This is a genomic window from Thauera terpenica 58Eu (assembly GCF_000443165.1).
Classification (GTDB): Bacteria; Pseudomonadota; Gammaproteobacteria; order Burkholderiales; family Rhodocyclaceae; genus Thauera; species Thauera terpenica.
In genome coordinates this window covers 1-17,016 of the sequence record NZ_ATJV01000048.1, presented here as the reverse complement: position 1 = coordinate 17,016, position 17,016 = coordinate 1, and the positions used below count along the sequence as shown (strand labels likewise).

19 protein-coding genes are annotated in these 17,016 nt (G+C 58.6%); 15 read left to right on the top strand and 4 right to left on the bottom strand.

Going from position 1 to position 17,016, the window contains the following annotated elements; all coding sequences use genetic code 11:
• Together M622_RS27065 and murJ are read right to left on the bottom strand one after the other, a co-directional pair.
• Positions 1 to 921 (bottom strand): histone deacetylase family protein, encoded by a 921-nt coding sequence (locus tag M622_RS27065; RefSeq protein ID WP_021248743.1) that lies wholly within the window; start codon positions 919 to 921, stop codon positions 1 to 3.
• 24 nt (positions 922 to 945) lie between these two features.
• The gene (murJ, locus tag M622_RS27060) at positions 946 to 2,487 is read right to left on the bottom strand and encodes a murein biosynthesis integral membrane protein MurJ (RefSeq protein ID WP_021248742.1); all 1,542 of its coding nucleotides are present in this window, start codon (positions 2,485 to 2,487) and stop codon (positions 946 to 948) included.
• Positions 2,488 to 2,677: 190 nt separating this feature from the next.
• On the opposite strand from murJ, the gene rpsT reads away from it, so the two are divergent.
• The gene (gene rpsT, locus M622_RS27055; protein WP_021248741.1) at positions 2,678 to 2,944 is read left to right on the top strand and encodes a 30S ribosomal protein S20; all 267 of its coding nucleotides are present in this window, start codon (positions 2,678 to 2,680) and stop codon (positions 2,942 to 2,944) included.
• Positions 2,945 to 3,143: 199 nt separating this feature from the next.
• On the opposite strand, the gene M622_RS27050 is transcribed toward rpsT, so the two are convergent.
• Positions 3,144 to 3,434: a DUF3579 domain-containing protein gene (locus tag M622_RS27050; protein WP_021248740.1), complete on the bottom strand. Its 291-nt coding sequence runs from the start codon at positions 3,432 to 3,434 to the stop codon at positions 3,144 to 3,146.
• A gap of 232 nt (positions 3,435 to 3,666) precedes the next feature.
• On the opposite strand from M622_RS27050, the gene M622_RS27045 reads away from it, so the two are divergent.
• From M622_RS27045 to M622_RS27015, 7 genes are all read left to right on the top strand, one after another.
• The gene (locus M622_RS27045; RefSeq protein ID WP_021248739.1) at positions 3,667 to 4,842 is read left to right on the top strand and encodes an aspartate aminotransferase family protein; all 1,176 of its coding nucleotides are present in this window, start codon (positions 3,667 to 3,669) and stop codon (positions 4,840 to 4,842) included.
• A gap of 9 nt (positions 4,843 to 4,851) precedes the next feature.
• The gene (argF, locus tag M622_RS27040) at positions 4,852 to 5,778 is read left to right on the top strand and encodes an ornithine carbamoyltransferase (protein ID WP_021248738.1); all 927 of its coding nucleotides are present in this window, start codon (positions 4,852 to 4,854) and stop codon (positions 5,776 to 5,778) included.
• Positions 5,779 to 5,933: 155 nt separating this feature from the next.
• On the top strand, positions 5,934 to 7,163 hold the full coding sequence (locus M622_RS27035; protein ID WP_021248737.1) for an argininosuccinate synthase: 1,230 nt from the start codon (positions 5,934 to 5,936) through the stop codon (positions 7,161 to 7,163).
• Between the two features lie 110 nt (positions 7,164 to 7,273).
• Complete coding sequence (locus tag M622_RS27030) at positions 7,274 to 7,504, top strand: DUF2788 domain-containing protein (protein ID WP_021248736.1); 231 nt, start codon at positions 7,274 to 7,276, stop codon at positions 7,502 to 7,504.
• 14 nt (positions 7,505 to 7,518) lie between these two features.
• Complete coding sequence (gene ppnP / locus M622_RS27025) at positions 7,519 to 7,842, top strand: pyrimidine/purine nucleoside phosphorylase (RefSeq protein ID WP_021248735.1); 324 nt, start codon at positions 7,519 to 7,521, stop codon at positions 7,840 to 7,842.
• 21 nt (positions 7,843 to 7,863) lie between these two features.
• Positions 7,864 to 8,349, top strand: coding sequence for a YajQ family cyclic di-GMP-binding protein (locus M622_RS27020; protein ID WP_021248734.1), 486 nt, complete (start codon positions 7,864 to 7,866; stop codon positions 8,347 to 8,349).
• 137 nt (positions 8,350 to 8,486) lie between these two features.
• Positions 8,487 to 8,684, top strand: coding sequence for a YjfB family protein (locus M622_RS27015; RefSeq protein WP_021248733.1), 198 nt, complete (start codon positions 8,487 to 8,489; stop codon positions 8,682 to 8,684).
• Between the two features lie 73 nt (positions 8,685 to 8,757).
• Here M622_RS27015 and M622_RS40510 read toward each other — a convergent pair whose 3' ends face one another.
• The gene (locus tag M622_RS40510; RefSeq protein ID WP_021248732.1) at positions 8,758 to 9,504 is read right to left on the bottom strand and encodes a PEP-CTERM sorting domain-containing protein; all 747 of its coding nucleotides are present in this window, start codon (positions 9,502 to 9,504) and stop codon (positions 8,758 to 8,760) included.
• A 372-nt stretch (positions 9,505 to 9,876) separates the two neighbouring features.
• On the opposite strand from M622_RS40510, the gene M622_RS27005 reads away from it, so the two are divergent.
• From M622_RS27005 to M622_RS26980, 7 genes are read left to right on the top strand one after another with little or no spacing between them, the layout of a single operon-like run.
• On the top strand, positions 9,877 to 10,377 hold the full coding sequence (locus M622_RS27005; RefSeq protein ID WP_031346551.1) for a GspH/FimT family pseudopilin: 501 nt from the start codon (positions 9,877 to 9,879) through the stop codon (positions 10,375 to 10,377).
• A gap of 14 nt (positions 10,378 to 10,391) precedes the next feature.
• Positions 10,392 to 10,892, top strand: coding sequence for a type IV pilus modification protein PilV (gene pilV / locus M622_RS27000; protein WP_021248730.1), 501 nt, complete (start codon positions 10,392 to 10,394; stop codon positions 10,890 to 10,892).
• Positions 10,889 to 11,899: a PilW family protein gene (locus M622_RS26995; RefSeq protein ID WP_021248729.1), complete on the top strand. Its 1,011-nt coding sequence runs from the start codon at positions 10,889 to 10,891 to the stop codon at positions 11,897 to 11,899. The genes pilV and M622_RS26995 overlap by 4 nt, the downstream gene beginning before the upstream one ends.
• Complete coding sequence (locus tag M622_RS39320) at positions 11,896 to 12,495, top strand: pilus assembly PilX family protein (protein WP_021248728.1); 600 nt, start codon at positions 11,896 to 11,898, stop codon at positions 12,493 to 12,495. Before M622_RS26995 ends, M622_RS39320 begins: the two co-directional genes overlap by 4 nt.
• A gap of 10 nt (positions 12,496 to 12,505) precedes the next feature.
• A complete protein-coding gene (locus tag M622_RS39635; protein WP_157281981.1) occupies positions 12,506 to 16,018 on the top strand; it encodes a pilus assembly protein in 3,513 nt (1,170 codons plus the stop codon).
• A gap of 22 nt (positions 16,019 to 16,040) precedes the next feature.
• On the top strand, positions 16,041 to 16,448 hold the full coding sequence (locus M622_RS26985; RefSeq protein ID WP_021248726.1) for a hypothetical protein: 408 nt from the start codon (positions 16,041 to 16,043) through the stop codon (positions 16,446 to 16,448).
• Positions 16,445 to 16,858: a type IV pilin protein gene (locus tag M622_RS26980; protein WP_021248725.1), complete on the top strand. Its 414-nt coding sequence runs from the start codon at positions 16,445 to 16,447 to the stop codon at positions 16,856 to 16,858. Before M622_RS26985 ends, M622_RS26980 begins: the two co-directional genes overlap by 4 nt.
• Positions 16,859 to 17,016 lie beyond the last annotated feature (158 nt).

The following is a 17,016-nucleotide window of genomic DNA, read 5'->3' as shown; positions in this document are numbered from 1 at the left end:
TCAGGACATGTGGCGCAGCATGCGCGCGGCGGTGATGACGGTGTTGAAGTGAATGCTCACCGTGTCTTCGATCGGCTCGGCATAGCCGCCGGCCATGGCAATCGCGACCGGCACTTGCGCCCTGCGACAGGCGCCGAGGACGCGGGCGTCGCGCGCCTGCAGACCGGCAATGCTCAGTCCAAGGCGGCCAAGGCGATCTCCAGCGTAGGGGTCGGCGCCGGCGAGATAGATCACCAGTTGCGGTCGCGCACGTTCGAACACCGTGTCCAGTGCCGCGTCGAGCGCCAGCAGGTAGGCCGTGTCGCTGGTGTCGTCCGCCAACTCGACGTCAAGATCACTGCGCTGCTTGCGGAACGGGAAGTTGCGTGCGCCGTGCAGGCTGCAGGTGAAGATGTCGGCTTCGGTGGCGAGGATGGCGGCCGTGCCGTCGCCCTGATGCACGTCGCAGTCAATGATGGCCACGCGCTGCACCCGGCCTTCGGCGCGCATGCTGAGGGCGGCGATCGCAGCGTCGTTGAACACACAGAAGCCCGAGCCGAAGTCGCGATGGGCATGGTGGGTGCCACCGGCGAGGTTGATGGCGCAAGCGCTGCCACCGTCGCGTTCGAGCGCGCTGCGACAGGCGGCCAGGGTGGCACCGGCCGAGCGGCGTGAACGCTCGACCATCGCGGCTGACCAGGGGAAGCCGATGCGTCGGATCTGCGCCGCATCCAGTGTGCCGTTGGTGATGCGTTGCAGGTAGTCAGCGTCATGCGCGCGCAGAATTTCGTCCGTGCTCGCCGCCGTCGGCACGCAGAAATCCGCAGCTGCAAACTGGCCACAGGTCTGCAGTCGACTGCGCAGAAGCGCGTATTTCTCCATCGGGAAGCGGTGGCCGTCGGGCAGGGGCAGCACGAAGTGGTCGGCGTAGTAGAGCTTCATCGCGGAAGACGGCCTCGGCTGCGCTCAGGCGCCGCGGCGACGGAAGTCGCGCGGACGAAAGCCGAGCACGAACAGGGTGAGGAAATAGGCCAGAGCGCCGGCGCCGACCACGGCGGTCAGGCGCAGGCCGCGCGCCAGGCCGCCGATTTCGACCCACAGGTGGTCTGGCCCGGCGCCAAACCACAGCACGCCCGCCATCACCACCAGCGCCGCCAGCAACTTGAGCAGGAAGCGCGTCCACCCCGCTTGCGGCAGATAGACCCCGCGCAGGCGCAGACCGCGATACAGCAGTCCGGCATTGAGGCAGGACGCCAAGCCGATCGACAGCGCAAGTCCAGCATGGCGCAGCGGCAGCACGAAGACGAAGAGGACGTTCATGAGCTGGGTGGCGAGCAGGGTGAGCAGGGCGATCTTGACCGGCGTGCGGATGTCCTGACGGGCGTAAAAGCCCGGCGCCAGCACCTTCACCAGAATCAGTCCGGCCAGGCCCACGCTGTAGGCGATGAGCGCGCTGCGCGTCTGCATCACGTCCGTGGCACCGAAGGCGCCGTAGTTGAACAGTGTTGCCACCAGCGGCACCGCCAGCAGGGCGAGGCCGAGCGCAGCGGGCAGGGTCAGCATCAGGGTGAGGCGCAGGCCCCAGTCGAGCAGGGAGGAAAACTCGCCGGCCTTGTCGTCGGCATGCAGTCTGGACAGGCTGGGCAGCAGGATGGTGCCCAGGGCGACGCCGAGCAGGCCGGCGGGAAACTCCATCAGGCGATCGGCGTAATACAGCCAGGACACGCTGCCGCTGGCGAGAAAGGAGGCGAAGATGGTGTTGATCAGCAGCGAGATCTGGCTCACCGATACGCCGAGGATGGCGGGCGCCATCAGCTTCATGATGCGACGCACGCCCGGGTCGGACAGGTTGAGGTCGAAGCGCGGCATCATGCCGATCTTCCACAAGGGGCGGATCTGCAGCAGTAGTTGCAGCACGCCGCCGATGAACACCGCCCACGCCAGCGCCAGCACGGGCGGCTCGAAGTAGGGCGCGGCAAACAGTGCCATGGCGATGAAGGAGAGGTTGAGCAGCACCGGCGTGAAGGCCGGAATCGCGAACCGGCTCCAGGTGTTGAGCACGCCGCCCGCCAGCGCCACCAGCGACATGAAGAAGATGTAGGGGAAGGTGATGCGGGTGAGCTCGACGGTGAGCTCGAACTTGCCCGGGTCGGTGGAGAAGCCGGGCGCGGAGAGGTAGATGATGAGCGGCGCGGCCAGCGCGCCCAGGGCGGCGACCACCGCCACGATCAGGCCGAGCAGGGTGGCGACGCGATTGACCAGGGTGTGGGTGGCTTCGGCGCCCTGGCGGTTCTTGTATTCCGCCAGGATGGGCACGAAGGCCTGCGAGAACGCACCTTCGGCAAACATGCGTCGCAGCAGGTTGGGCAGGCGGAAGGCAACGAAGAAGGCGTCGGTGGCGATGCCGGCGCCGAAGGCGCGGGCGATGACGAAGTCGCGCACGAAGCCGAGGATGCGGGACAGCAGGGTCATGCCGCTGACGGTAGCGAGGGCGCGCAGCAGGTTCATGCGGAGTCGATGAGGTGAAGGTCGTGGGATGAAGCGGGGCCGCGAGCGGCAAGGCACGCATCATAGCCGTGTGCCGGCGCCACTGTAAGCCGCAACAGTGGCGCCGGCGGGCAAACTATGCTTGCGTTCGCTTTTATAGCTGGATAGAATGGCCGACTTTCCAGAACCAATCTTCAGCGGAATCATATTTATGGCCAACTCGGCACAAGCTCGCAAGCGCGCACGTCAGGCAGTCAAGGGTCGCGCCCATAACGCCAGCCTCCGTTCACGTCTGCGTACCGCGATCAAGTCCGTGCGCAAGGCGATCGTGGGTGGCGACAAGTCGGTAGCGCAGTCGGTCTTCCGTAGCTCGATGAGCACCATCGACAGCATCGCCGACAAGAAGATCATCCACAAGAACAAGGCCGCTCGCCACAAGAGCCGCCTGTCCGCTGCCGTCAAAGCAATGGCTGCTTGATCCTGTCAGATGCTCGCTGTGCTTGAGCAAGGCTGAGTGGGTCACACAGCATCGACAAGCAAAGCGGGAACACAGTAAAAAAAGCGACTTCAGGGTCGCTTTTTTTGTGTGGGTGCCTTGCCGGGAGATTGCTTGACTGGATGCTGCGGGATTCTGCCTTGGATGTGCCGCTCTTGTTGCGGGGGCACGCGCTGGGAGTTCAGAGCGGCGTGTCGCCAATCCAGTCGACCTGCAGCTGGTTGTCCCTGGCGAAGTTCACCATGAACTTGTAAGCCATCGGCTCGATGTCGTAGAGGCGGGCATCGACCAGCACCGTCTTGTCCCCCTTGAGCGTGCAGCCGGGGCGAACATAGGGCGAGTACATCATCCGGTTGTCGGCGCCGAATGCCGACATCACGCCACAGAGCCGATCGGCCCAGTCGCTGGGGCGGAATTTCTTCCCGTCGATGGTGATGCCGACGATGATGAAATTTTCGATCTTCTGAGTCACGTATTGCCCCCGAGCGCCGAATGATTGCGTCGCCAGCGCTGCCCCGTGGGCGGCGCTCAAAGCGCGCCGCATTCTAGCAGAAAACAAGCTTGCGGACCGCGCGGCGGTCAGTCACCCAGCGCGCACGCGCCTGTACAGCAGCGCCGGTTTTCGCTTAAGATTCCCGCTTGTTTCTGCACGGCGGCGCCTGCCGCCGTGTGCGTTTTCAGCTCAGCTTCGATCGAGGTATCCCATGTCCCATGTCATGAACACCTACGCCAGACTGCCCGTGGCCTTCACCCACGGGGAAGGCGTGTGGCTGTACGACGACACCGGCAAACGCTATCTCGATGCCTTGTCAGGTATCGCGGTCAATACGCTGGGCCACGCTCACCCGCGACTGGTCAAGGCCATTGCCGAACAGGCGGGAAAGCTCATCCACACCTCCAACCTCTATCGCATTCCGCTGCAGGAGCAGCTCGCCGACCGTATCGCGGAGACCTCCGGTATGGACGAGGTGTTCTTCTGCAACTCGGGCTGTGAGGCCAACGAGGCCGCGATCAAGCTCGCGCGCATGTACGGCCACAACAAGGGCGTGGAGCTGCCGCACATCATCGTCATGGAGAGCGCGTTTCACGGCCGCACCATGGCGACCCTGTCGGCAACCGGCAACCGCAAGACCCAGGCCGGCTTCGAGCCCTTGGTGCAGGGCTTCATCCGTGTGCCATACAAGGATATTGAAGCCGTGCGCCGCATCGCGCAGCACGATCGCAACGTGGTTGCCGTCCTGCTCGAGATGATTCAGGGCGAGGGTGGCGTCAATGTGGCGGACACGGAGTTCCAGCGTGAATTGCGCGCCATCTGCGACGACAAGGGCTGGCTGATGATGTGCGACGAGGTGCAGTGTGGCATGGGGCGCACCGGCAAGTGGTACGGCTGGCAGCACGCGGGCACCCGGCCCGATGTGATGACGCTGGCCAAGGGGCTTGCATCCGGCGTGCCGATCGGCGCCTGCGTGACCGCCGGCAATGCCAGGGGGCTGTTCGGGCCAGGCAACCACGGCTCCACCTTTGGTGGCAACCCGCTGGCCTGCGCTGCAGGCCTTGCCACCTTCGACACCATCGTCGACGACAAGCTGATGGATAACGCCATCGCCATCGGCGACCTGATCCGCAAGAGCATGGCCGAGGCCCTGGCCGATGTCGCCGGCGTGGTCGATATTCGTGGCCAGGGGCTCATGATCGGCATCGAGCTCGACCGTCCCTGCGGCGTGCTCATGGGGCGTGCCGCCGAACAGGGGCTGCTGCTCAGCGTCACCGCAGATCGCGTCATTCGCCTGCTGCCGGCGCTGACCTTCAGCGCCGACGAGGCGCAGACCCTGGTGTCCATGCTGGCGCCAATGATTCGCGACTTCCTTGCCAACGGCTGAGGATTGCCCATGACTCCGATCAAGCACTATCTGCAGTTCAAGGACTTCAGCCGCGAAGAGTATGAATACGTTTTCGAGCGTGCGAAGTGGATCAAGGACAAGTTCAAGCGCTACGAGCCCTATCACCCGCTCTTTGACCGCACCCTGGTGATGATCTTCGAGAAGGCCAGCACGCGTACGCGCCTGTCCTTCGAGGCCGGCATGCAGCAGCTCGGCGGTTCGGCCATCTACCTCAATACGCGCGACTCGCAGCTCGGCCGCGGTGAGCCGGTCGAAGATGCTGCGCAGGTCATCTCGCGCATGAGCGACCTGGTGATGATCCGCACCTTCGAGCAGGAGATGGTGGAGTGTTTCGCCGCGAATTCGCGCGTACCCATCATCAATGGCCTCACCAACGAATATCACCCCTGCCAGATCCTGGCCGATGTATTCACCTTCATCGAGCAGCGCGGTTGCATCCAGGGCAAGACCGTGGCCTGGGTGGGCGACAGCAACAACATGTGCAACACCTGGCTGCAGGCGGCCGAGATACTCGACTTCAACGTCCATGTGTCCACCCCGCCGGGCTATGAGGTCGAGCCCGAACGTGCCGGACTTTACGGCACCGCCAACTTCGAGGCGTTCGCCGATCCGATGGAGGCCTGCAAGGGCGCCGATCTGGTTACCACCGACGTGTGGACCTCGATGGGCTTCGAGGCCGAGAACGAAGAGCGCAAGAAGGACTTTGCCGACTGGTGCGTTGATGCCGAGATGATGGCGGTGGCCAACAAGGAGGCGGTGTTCATGCACTGCCTGCCTGCGCATCGCGGCGAGGAAGTGACGGCCGAGGTCATCGACGGCCCGCAGTCGGTGGTGTGGGAAGAGGCGGAAAATCGCTTGCACGCGCAAAAGGCACTCATGGAATACCTGATGCTCGGTCGGATAGAGGCAAGATGAATGGATTTCGGCGCAGCCAGAATCGCCTGCACGCCCTCAAGACACTCATCGAGTAGTTGATGCCCGGCCGCATCCAGGACTGACTCAAACCCCAGGACACTCACGGCACGCACGGGCGTGTGCGCCGGCAACATGGCAGGAAACAGGAAAACAGCATGAGCGACGTCAACAAAGTAGTGCTCGCCTATTCGGGCGGGCTGGACACTTCGGTCATCCTGAAGTGGCTGCAGGACACCTATCAGTGCGAAGTGGTCACCTTCACCGCCGACCTCGGTCAGGGCGAAGAACTCGAGCCCGCGCGCATCAAGGCGCTGCAGTTCGGCATCAAGCCCGAGAACATCTTCATCGACGATCTGCGCGAAGAGTTCGTGCGTGATTTCGTCTTTCCGATGTTTCGCGCCAATACCGTGTACGAAGGCGAATACCTGCTCGGCACCTCGATCGCGCGACCGCTCATCGCCAAGCGTCAGATCGAGATCGCGCGTGAGCGTGGGGCCAACGCGGTGTCGCATGGCGCCACCGGCAAGGGTAACGACCAGGTGCGTTTCGAGCTTGGTTATTACGCCCTGATGCCGGGCGTGAAGGTCATCGCGCCGTGGCGTGAATGGGATCTGCTGTCACGCGAGAAGCTGCTCGCCTATGCCGAGAAGCATGGCATCCCGATCGAGATGAAGCACAAGCAGGGTGGCTCGCCCTATTCGATGGATGCCAACCTGCTGCACATCTCCTTCGAAGGCCGCCACCTCGAAGACCCCGCGGCCGAAGCCGAAGAGTCGATGTGGCGGTGGACGGTGTCGCCCGAAGCGGCACCCGATGCGGCTGAATACGTCGACCTGGAGTTCGAGAAGGGCGATCTGGTCGCGATCAACGGCACGCGCATGAAGGCGCATGAACTGCTGGCCAAGCTCAACGAGCTGGGGGGCAAGCACGGCATCGGCCGCCTCGATCTGGTGGAAAACCGCTACGTCGGCATGAAGAGCCGGGGCTGCTACGAAACCCCGGGTGGCACCATCTTGCTCAAGGCCCACCGCGCCATCGAATCGATCACCCTCGACCGTGAAGTCGCCCACCTCAAGGACGACCTCATGCCGCGCTACGCCAGCGCGATCTATAACGGCTACTGGTGGAGCCCCGAGCGCCTTGCCATGCAGGCGCTCATCGACAACACCCAGCAGACGGTTAACGGCTGGGTACGGGTCAAGCTCTACAAGGGCAACGTCATCGTCACCGGCCGCGACTCCAGGACCGACTCGCTGTTCGACCCGACGATCGCCACCTTCGAGGACGACGCGGGCGCTTATGACCAGAAGGACGCGCATGGCTTCATCCGGCTCAATGCCTTGCGCCTGCGCATCGCAGCCAACGCCAGGGCAAAGCGCGACTGAGAGCCGGCTGGCCAGATGCTGGGCAGGCGCATGGGCAATGCGTGCTGCCAGCGTTTGACTCCGACAAGCAAGCCCGCCCGAGACGCAAAGAGGCCACTGGAATTCCGGCGATGGATAAGGATCTACTGATTTTCGGTTTGACGATGGCAGAGTTCGAGGACATCTCCCTCAAGGTCTGCTTCACCGCGCTGATCCTGTACATGTTGTTCATCATCGGCAACCTGGTCAAGGAATCGAAAGCGGGCAAATACGGCGCAATCTGGATGTTCATCGGGCTGGGTCTGGGTTTCGTCGGCTTCGTCGCCAAGGGCTTCATCCAGAGATGGCTCGGCATCGAATAAGGATCTGAATCTTCATGAGCATCACCGAAAAGATCGACGGCGTCGCCGTCTCCACCAAGGCCAGCGTCTACTTCGACGGCAAGTGCATCAGCCATGGCCTCCAGTTTCCCGATGGCACGAAAAAGTCGGTGGGCGTGATCCTGCCGGCTGCGCTCACCTTCAGCACTGACGCGCCTGAAGTCATGGAGTGCGCGGCGGGTAGCTGCCGCGTGCGCTTCAAGGGTGAGGCCGAGTGGAAGACCTACGGCGCGGGTGAGTCCTTCAAGGTGCCGGGCAATTCAAGCTTCGATATCGAGGTCGTGGGCGAGCCTTATCACTACATCTGCCATTACGGCTGAGCACGCGGGAGGATCAAAACAATGCCATCTTTCGACATCATGTCCGAGGTTGACCAGCCCGCACTGCGCAACGCCGTCGAGCAGGCCAACCGCAAGGTGGACGGGCGCCACGACTTCAAGGGCAGCAGCGCCAAGATCGAGCATGCGGACAAGTTGCTCACCCTGTATGGCGACAGCGACTTCCAGCTCGATCAGATCAAGACCATCCTGCTGCCCGAGATGACGAAGAAGAACGTGGACGTGCGTTGCCTGGACTACGGTGAGGTGGAGAAGATCTCCGGCAACAAGGTCAAGCAGGAAGTGAAGGTCCGCGTAGGCGTCGATCAGGAGTTGGCGAAGAAGATCGTCAAGCTCTTGAAGGACAGCAAGATGAAGGTGCAGGCTGCCATCCAGGGCGAGGCCATTCGCGTCTCCGGCGCCAAGCGCGACATCTTGCAGGACGCGATCGCGCTGGTGAAGAAGCAGATCATCGACTTCCCGCTGCAGTACGGAAACTTTCGCGATTGAGGGCATGGCGCCGGTCAGCGCTGACAGGCGTCGATGCGATACGGAAAAATGCTCAAGCGGCCGCATCAGCGGCCGTTACTCCATGTAGCGTGCCGTGGCGATCGTGCTGCGGTGCATGTACAGACCCGGAGCAGATCATGGACGTTTCCTCAATCGCCGCCGCCGCCAGCGCCAATGCCAGCGCAGAAGTTCAGGCCGAAGCCTCGGTCAGGGTGCTGAAGATGGCGATGGACATTCAATCCGAGAGTGCGATGCAGTTGCTGCAGGCGATTCCTGCACCGCCTGCAGCGCCGGTTGGTAGTACAGCCGGCGGGGTGATTGATACCTGGGTTTGAATAGGAAAGGGCTCGTCACCGTGAAGTGACGAGCCCTTTCATCAGAGTCTGTGGCTGGGGTGTTGGGTGAGTATCAAACCGTCCCGGTCAGCTCGTTTGCAGCGCGGGGCTTGCGCCGGATCGACGCAAGGCCTGCCAGTCCAAGACCCAGAAGGGCGAGTGATGCAGGTTCGGGGACGGTGTTGTTGTTCGCGAATCCAAGTATGAGCTTCGGTCCGGCATAGCTTCCTCCCGGAAGCGATCCACTGCCGTTGATGTACATGCCTGAAGTACGGTCTGGGTCGACCAAATTCGTGGTGATATTGGTGAAGCCTACGCGGAAGTCGGAGCCCAGGAGAGCGTTGATGTTGGCAAGGGCCTGCAGCGACAGGTCAAGTTGCAATACATCGCCGTCTGCCAAAAGAGCGGACGTGTATAACTCACCCTCCCGAAGGTCCCAGTAGGCCGCAGTGCCTGGCGCGCTTGATCCTAAGGCGGCAAGCGGCGTACTGACCTCAAAAACGTCCACTTGATAGGGTGCTGACACGCCCCCCGGGTGGATTGCAGCATGGATTTCCAGCTTTGCTGAAATCACGGGCGAAGCAATGCCGCTGAGGTTGAAATTTGCCCAACTGTTGTACTTGGCTTTTGAAAATGTAAGCGGATCCCGCCACGATCCAGTGAACGTGTCGTTGTTGGCGATGGCGCCATTTCCGTCACCATACTGGTCCACCCAGCCCTGAAAGTTGGAGTCGATGACAAGGGCACTTGCCGGCATTGATACCAGCATCGAAAAGGCGACCGCACCGCCGGCCGCCATCTTTGAAAATGTATTGAGCATCTGAGCCACCTCGTAATTGTCATCTTTCTAAAGCAATTTTCGTGCCGTATATCGTAACTCGCTGATTTATATTAATTATAAAGAGTGCGCTGTTGGCATGTGTAAATATTTCCGACAGAATTTCACCAACACCGAAGGCTCACATCCGTGGGTGAGATCACAGGCCACAAGCTTAGTGGGAGGTAGAGTGAGCGTCCTGGTGCCCTCCCCGCTTCCGACCGAAATTGGTCCGAACGATCCGCGGGCGCGGAAGCGCGCGCAAAGGTGGCAGCCGCGCCGTTCGTCCTGCTACTTGCCCCACTGATCCAGCCGTGCTCGCGTTCCTTCACAGCCGGCTCTATGCTCACATGCAAGAATATCGAGGGTGTGGTAATGCGCAATAAGGGTGGCTTTACGCTGATCGAACTGATGATCACGATTGCAATACTGGCCATCATCGCCGCGATTGCAGTACCTGAGATGCGTCAACTCATTGTCAATCACCGCGTTACCAGCCAGACCAACGAGCTTGTGGCGGCACTGAACTTCGCTCGCAGCGAGGCCATCAAGCGTGGCGACGATGTGATGATGTGTTCAGAGGATGGCAAAAATCTGGTGAGTGGCTGGTACATCATTCCGGGTGTTGCGTGCGATGCAGACTCAGACCCAGACGCTGTACTCATCTGGCACGAAGAGCTTGCAAACGTCGTTGTGCTTGGAAATCTGGTCTCGCTACGCTTCACGGCGAGAGGGGCGCTTCAAACCGGGGCAGGAACAATCTCAATCTCCTTGCTTGCGGCGAACGGTGATTGCCCGTCCGGATCGCCGCGAGCGCGCGAGGTGACGATCCGGGGCGCGGGGCGCATCGCCACCGAACGCAAACTTTGTCCTTGAGGAGAAGACCCATCGTGAGGGGCAAGCAAATTGATTCGTGTCGCGGACAGCACGGCACCTCGCTGCTTGAGGTCTTGATCGCGGTGGTGATCCTGTCCATCGGCATGCTCGGTCTAGCGGGCTTGCAGTTGACTGGTCTGCGTGTGAATCAAGGCGCAATGCAAAGATCGCAGGCGAGCGTACTCGCCTACGACATCCTGGATCGGATGCGAGGGGATAAGGAAGTTGCGAATGGAGGTGAATATGATGTGGTTGTTGTGGACGAAGAGGAGTCCATAACCACGACCATGTCAGCGGCGTTGATCGCGGCGAAGAAAAACGAAAATCTGAGCCAATGGGGTGCAGCAATTCGGGACTCCTTGCCAGGCGGCGCGGCGATGATCTGCAGGACGGATAATCCCGCTTTGGCAGTATGCACAGGCAGCGGCGATAACTTCATAGTCCGCATTGATTGGGCAGATGAAAACGACCGCTCTGGTGCGAGTCAGTCGGTTACCGTGATGGGGCAGTTATGAAGCGCATTCAGAAATTTGGTGTGGCCGGCCGCTCCTCTACGGGCAAGGCACCGCAAACCGGCATGTCACTCATCGAGTTGATGATTTCATTGGTCATAGGCTCGCTGATCCTGGGTGCGATGACTTTCGTCTTCTTTCAAAGCCGTACGAGCTATACCTACAATGAAACGATGTCCAGAAATCAGGAGAATGCGCGAATTGCGCTGGACGCTCTTAGTCATGACATAAGGATGGCTGGATTCGTTGGCTGTGGAAAAACAGACTCGATCCAGATCGACGTTATTGCAAAAACACCTCCGCTGGAAAAATTTACCAGTGATGATGTTTTAAGAGGGTTTATTCATGATGGTGAAGAGGACGTCGTGACTGGTCCGAACGTCGAAGGCTCTGATGTGCTTGTGATGTTTCGTGGCTCAGGGCAAACGGTCACTCTTTCAGGAAGTCTTGAATTGAAAAGTTCGGATATAGAGCTTGAAAGCAATCCGGATGGTATCGCTGCGGGGGATGCTGTGCTTATTACGGATTGTGAGGTTGGCGATCTTTTTCGCGCAAGCAAGGTAGAGGGCGATGGCCCCTTCATTATTGGGCACGGCGCAGCCGAGAATACATCCGGTGATTTAGAAAAGACTTACGGTCCGGATGCGCAAGTGATGCGCTTCATGAATATTGCATTTTTTATACGCCGAACGGAACGTAGCAACAGCTCAGGAGGGCCGATTTTTGCGTTGTTTCGTCAAGTGAATGGGGTGGACGAAGAGGTGGTGGATGGTGTCGCTGACCTGCGCTTCTTTTATGTGCTTGACGGTGACCGGACGGATTTTGTAAGCGCTGCCGAGGTCGGTGATTGGGGAAGGGTTGTTGCGGTCCGTGTTCATCTCTGGATGAGCACACAGGAAGAAGTTCTTTCTGAGGCCCAGGCCTCTTCCTTCTTCGAAAGAGACATTACAGATCGCGTCTATCGTCAGGAGTTTTCTCAGGTCATCGCGCTGAGGAATATGCTCAAATGACAGTCCTTGACTACAGGAGTCTGGTCACCGTGCGGAGACAAAAAGGCATCACGCTCATCGTCGGCTTGATCCTGTTGCTCGTGATGACCATGCTGGGTTTGACTGCCGTGCAGGTCACGACCCAGCAAGAGCGAATGGCAGGCAACCTGAGGGATCGTAATATTGCCTTCCAGGCGGCAGAGAGCGCGCTTCGTGAGGGTGAATCAGCGCTGGAGAATCAGTGTGTCATCGTTTTCAACGGAAAAGGCGCATTTGATGTTGAAGCGAACAGTGTAGATGCGCTGGGTGTAGATGCGCTGGCCTTCATTGCCTCTGCAGCCACTGCGGAGTGGACGGAAGATAATAGTTTTCCTTTCGATAGCTTCGATGACGCTTGCACTGAACCGAAGACGCATGGCGATTTTTTTCAGGCCGCAGTCCCCCCCCGATTTTTTTTGGAGCGCCAACCCCCTGTTGGAGGGTCTTCTTTGGAGGTTGGAGTTTCTAAAGACATCCAGGTAACCAAAGTGACAAGTCGTGGCGTCGGTGCAAGTCGTGGCGTCGATGGTAGGGAAGTCGCTGTGGTTGTGTTGCAAAGCAGTTTCAAAATGAAATGAGGTGGCGCTGATGAACAAGGAAATTTTGTCCTTGGAGCTTGAGTCATGTACAGAGTGTTCGCTCACTCAGCTCTCGATATCCAGGAGAATAGTGCTTGCAATAGTTGCCGCCACGGCGCTGTCCACATGCGGAACGGTGCAGGCGCAGGGCTTCGATGTGTCACAGGTACCACTCTATCTCGGGGGTACGATTGATCCGAACCTCATTTATCTCCATGATGATTCAGGGTCGATGTTTTGGTCCTTCATGCCCGATGAAGTCTATTTTAGCTCCGGGCGGCGTCGGACACGATGGAGTGGATTTAATAACGTTTACTACAATCCGAATGCTGTTTACTTGCCACCACGGAATCATGAAAACGTTTCGCTGGGTAATGCCAGTTTCATGGATGCTTGGACAAATGGGTATCAGTTGGACGCTGCTGGGGCACACATTTCGGACAAGGTGAATTTGAGTGAAAATTTCAGGCCTACTTGGTCTTACGAAGATAGCCAATACTATGAGCCAGAAAATGCGCAAGGGCGGTCTGCGTACTATTACACCTACAATGAATCGAACGAAGGTTGCAATTCGGCAGAATTGAATGATGCCTGCTTTGATGAGGTGGTAGTGAGTTCGACTTCAGGACCTGGTCTCATTGATCTCAATAATGATGGAGAATTTACGTCAGCCGATAAGGATGAACGTCAAAACTTCGCTAACTGGTACTCCTATTACAGAACACGGGATTATGCGGCAAAGGCGGGTGTCAGCCGAGCGTTTGCGAACTTGGGTGAGGGTATTCGCATCGGCTATGGGCGTATCAACAAGGCGACTGAGGACACCGTCGATGGCAAGAAGATAACGACCATCGAGCGCGGTGTCCGCGCCTTTTCCGGTTCGGACCGTAAAGCTTTCTTCGACTGGCTGTTTGCGATCAACCCAACTTTGAGTACGCCGCTGCGTCGGGCACTGCGCGCTGCGGGTGAGTACTATGAGAATAGCAGCGTAATAGGACCCTGGAGTAGCACGCCCGGCGTAAAGGGTGGCACGCATCTGTCCTGCCGACAGAGTTATACCATTCTCATGACTGATGGCTACTGGAGCGACGAGGGGGAGCTCAGGAAGACGCCGATCAAGAACGAGGATGGAGTGGCTGGTCCCACGATCAGCGGGCCTGACGGGGCTTCTTATACTTATGAGGCGAAAAGCCCCTTTGCCGATGGCTTTGAAGAAACCCTGGCCGATGTGGCGATGTACTACTGGAAGCGCGATTTGCATGGGAGTCTAGCGAACCGGGTGCCGACTTCGGTGCTGGACCCCGCATTCTGGCAGCATATGGTGACGTTCAGCATCGGGCTTGGCGTAATTGGGACTATTTCACCTGTGGAAGCATTTGCCGCAATTGATAGTGGGGCGAAAATTGATTGGGGAGGAGGTTCTCAGAAAATAAGAGATTTGAACCTAATTGATGACCTTCTGCATGCGTCAATAAACGGTCGCGGTGGATTTTTCAGCGCACAGAATCCAAACGAATTTTCTATTGCCTTGAGTGAAACCTTGGCGAAAATTGGGGAGCGAACGGCCTCGTCTGCTGCAGTGGCAACGAACTCAAATCGGCTTTTTTCAGGCAGTCTTATTTATCAAGTCACTTTCGAGAGTGGAGGCTGGACTGGTGAGATAACAGCTTTTCCCCTTAATCGGTCCACGGGTTCTCCGGCAAGTACGGCGTCCTGGAGTGCAAGCACTCTCATCCCCGCTGCGGCCGCGCGAAAGATATTTACCTGGCGCCCTGATATGAGTCCTCCTAAAGGAGTTGAGTTTTTTTCGGAAAATCTATCTGATACTCAAAATGCGGCTCTCAAAGGTGGCACTAATCTCGTCGATGCGGCAGATGTGGTCAATTGGGTGAGAGGGGATCAGAGCAAAGAAGAAGCAAATGGTGGAGCCTTTCGAGACAGAAGAAAACGCTTGGGTGATATTGTCAACTCTGATCCGGTCTTTGTCGGTGTGGAGGACTATGGTTATGGCTCTGCCGGAGTCCTGGATTTATCAGCACGCCAAGCTTACGTGGAACGAAAATCAAAAAAGGAATTCAAGAATCGAAAGAGGATGCTCTACGTAGGCTCCAATGACGGCATGTTGCACGGTTTCAATGCGGAGACCGGCGTTGAAGAGTTTGCGTATATCCCTCACCTGATTGGCTTCGATAATCTGTTTCGCTTGACGCAACCTTCATACAGTCATCGCTACCTGGTCGATGGGCCGGCACGGGTTGCTGATGCCTATATGGATGGAGCCTGGAAGACGGTGCTGGTCGGTTCCACCGGCGCGGGTGGGAAGGGGTATTTCGCACTTGATGTCGAGAACCCTGAGGCAATGTCTGCCAGCAAGATCATGTGGGAGTTTACCGACGCTGAATTGGGAGCTGCGATTGGTCAAGCTGCGATCGTTGTCGGTGAGAACGGTCAATGGTTGGCAATTTTTGGGAATGGCTATAACAGCGTGTCTCACAAGGCGCAGCTTTTCATCGTTGATCTCAAGACGGGAGCGTTGCTCAAGAAGATTGACACGCAGGTGGGTGGCACTGGTACGGGGTCCGCGTCCCCCAATGGACTGGCGACGCCGCTCGCCATTGATACGGATTACAACGGTGCGGTAGACCTGGTCTATGCTGGGGACATGCACGGGAATCTGTGGAAATTCGATTTAGGTTCAAAGGATGCGGGCGAGTGGGGGATTCCTTTCAGTGCAAACAGCAAGCCTGCACCCCTGTTCGTAGCGCGCTACGGCTCCGAGTTGCAAGCGATCACTGCAAAACCGCAGGCAGCACGTAATCCGACCGGGGGGGTGGCCGTCTATTTCGGCACCGGACAGATGTTTGAGATCGGTGATCAGGGCGACATGCGCGTTCAGAGCTTTTATGGACTTATCGACAAGTGTGGGCTAAGCAAGGCGGGGGACTGCGGCAAGGCGACAACGGTCGATGGCCACACTGCCCATATAGCCCGCTCCAGCCTTGTGCAGCAGTCGATCATCAAGGAAGTGAACGGGACGTTTGGCGACTTGACCTGGGATGCACGCATCACCAGTGAAAACAAGCTGGGCACGAAGGATCTCGGTTTTTATATGGATCTTGTTTCGCCTGTTCATGGCAAGCAAGGTGAGCGTGCCGTCAGCACGCCTCTAATATGGGATGATCGCATCATTTTCGTCACCCAGATTCCCGACCCTGATCCCTGTTCGTATGGGGGTGAGAGCTGGATCATGGAACTGGCGCCGCTATCGGGCGCGCGCACTACATTTTCTGTATTTGACATGAATGCGGATGGGAAATTTGACGACTCTGATAATCTCACTGGTGAGGGCGGTGGTGTCGTGAGTGGCCGAAAAGTTCCGGGTGGCCTGGCAAAGACGCCAGCCACCGTGTCTGGAGATGGTGCAACTTTCAAGTACACGATGGGGTCTGGCGCTGTTTTGGGTAAAACGGCAAACCGTACGTCTGGGGAACTTGGACGCCAGTCCTGGCGCCAATTGCGCTGATGCAGGCAGGCAGGCGGTGAGAGTGCTTTTCAAGGAGATGTTGATGTTCAGGAGATTATCGGTTTGTGCGCTGTTATGGGCCGTTTCGCTGTGCGGAGTTTCTACCACCACGGCCTGGGCGCAATCGTATGAGCGTGATGCGCTGCCAATGCTTCCTGAGCTTTTCGGCGTGGTTCAGAGCGTGTCCCTGGCCCCTCCTGCGATGGTCATTGACGGTGTCCGATATTCGGTGAGCAACCGGGTGCTGCTCATCGCAGACCGCCGCCCCGAGTCTGTTGTTTTTTCACAGATCGGCACGCAACTCGTGGGCAAGGCAGTCAGCTTTGGCTGGCGGGATGAGGCAGCTGAATCTCGCAGCATCAATGTGATTCTGCTCGATACGCTTATGGACACAAACCAGGGCGAGCGTGCGAAGGGACCTGCGCGATGAAGTTCCGCAAGACAGTGGCGGGGTTCAGCCTGATCGAATTGATGATTGCCTTGGCGGTGATCTCCATCCTCGCCAGCATAGCCTATCCGAACTACATGGAATATCTTCAGCGCGCTCGACGGGCTGAGTGTGCGAGTGTGCTGCTCGGACAGGCTAATGCGATGGAGCGCAGGTTTTCAACGACCAACTCTTATGTCGGTGCTTTGCCGGGCCCGGTTCAGTGTCCTGCGGACGGCGGACCGTCGAGTTACGTCCTTGGCTTCGCAGAAGATGAACCGACTGCGCTGACTTTTGTCATACAGGCAGTTCCAGCAGGCGCGCAAACGGGAGACCGTTGCGGGACGCTGTCAATCGACAACACCGGTCTCAAGACTCCGGCTTCAGGGATGACGACCCGGCAGTGCTGGTAATTGTGCGGGGCGTTGGTGCAATAAAATGTCATCCAGCCCGGCGGCGCCGGATTTCCTGACGGTTTGAGATCAAACATGGCAGCGCGAGCGAAGAAGGATCCTGGCACAACCAAGCCAAAGTACCGCTACCAGGTCACGAACTGGGCGGAGTACGACCG

What these genes read in the sequence shown, in the direction of transcription:
- M622_RS27065 (WP_021248743.1), bottom strand. Translation starts at nt 921, where the DNA reads ATGAAGCTCTACTACGCCGACCACTTCGTGCTGCCCCTGCCCGACGGC.
- murJ (WP_021248742.1), bottom strand. Translation starts at nt 2,487, where the DNA reads ATGAACCTGCTGCGCGCCCTCGCTACCGTCAGCGGCATGACCCTGCTG.
- rpsT (WP_021248741.1), top strand. Translation starts at nt 2,678, where the DNA reads ATGGCCAACTCGGCACAAGCTCGCAAGCGCGCACGTCAGGCAGTCAAG.
- M622_RS27045 (WP_021248739.1), top strand. Translation starts at nt 3,667, where the DNA reads ATGTCCCATGTCATGAACACCTACGCCAGACTGCCCGTGGCCTTCACC.
- argF (WP_021248738.1), top strand. Translation starts at nt 4,852, where the DNA reads ATGACTCCGATCAAGCACTATCTGCAGTTCAAGGACTTCAGCCGCGAA.
- M622_RS27035 (WP_021248737.1), top strand. Translation starts at nt 5,934, where the DNA reads ATGAGCGACGTCAACAAAGTAGTGCTCGCCTATTCGGGCGGGCTGGAC.
- M622_RS27030 (WP_021248736.1), top strand. Translation starts at nt 7,274, where the DNA reads ATGGATAAGGATCTACTGATTTTCGGTTTGACGATGGCAGAGTTCGAG.
- ppnP (WP_021248735.1), top strand. Translation starts at nt 7,519, where the DNA reads ATGAGCATCACCGAAAAGATCGACGGCGTCGCCGTCTCCACCAAGGCC.
- M622_RS27020 (WP_021248734.1), top strand. Translation starts at nt 7,864, where the DNA reads ATGCCATCTTTCGACATCATGTCCGAGGTTGACCAGCCCGCACTGCGC.
- M622_RS27015 (WP_021248733.1), top strand. Translation starts at nt 8,487, where the DNA reads ATGGACGTTTCCTCAATCGCCGCCGCCGCCAGCGCCAATGCCAGCGCA.
- M622_RS40510 (WP_021248732.1), bottom strand. Translation starts at nt 9,504, where the DNA reads ATGCTCAATACATTTTCAAAGATGGCGGCCGGCGGTGCGGTCGCCTTT.
- M622_RS27005 (WP_031346551.1), top strand. Translation starts at nt 9,877, where the DNA reads ATGCGCAATAAGGGTGGCTTTACGCTGATCGAACTGATGATCACGATT.
- M622_RS26995 (WP_021248729.1), top strand. Translation starts at nt 10,889, where the DNA reads ATGAAGCGCATTCAGAAATTTGGTGTGGCCGGCCGCTCCTCTACGGGC.
- M622_RS39320 (WP_021248728.1), top strand. Translation starts at nt 11,896, where the DNA reads ATGACAGTCCTTGACTACAGGAGTCTGGTCACCGTGCGGAGACAAAAA.
- M622_RS39635 (WP_157281981.1), top strand. Translation starts at nt 12,506, where the DNA reads ATGAACAAGGAAATTTTGTCCTTGGAGCTTGAGTCATGTACAGAGTGT.
- M622_RS26980 (WP_021248725.1), top strand. Translation starts at nt 16,445, where the DNA reads ATGAAGTTCCGCAAGACAGTGGCGGGGTTCAGCCTGATCGAATTGATG.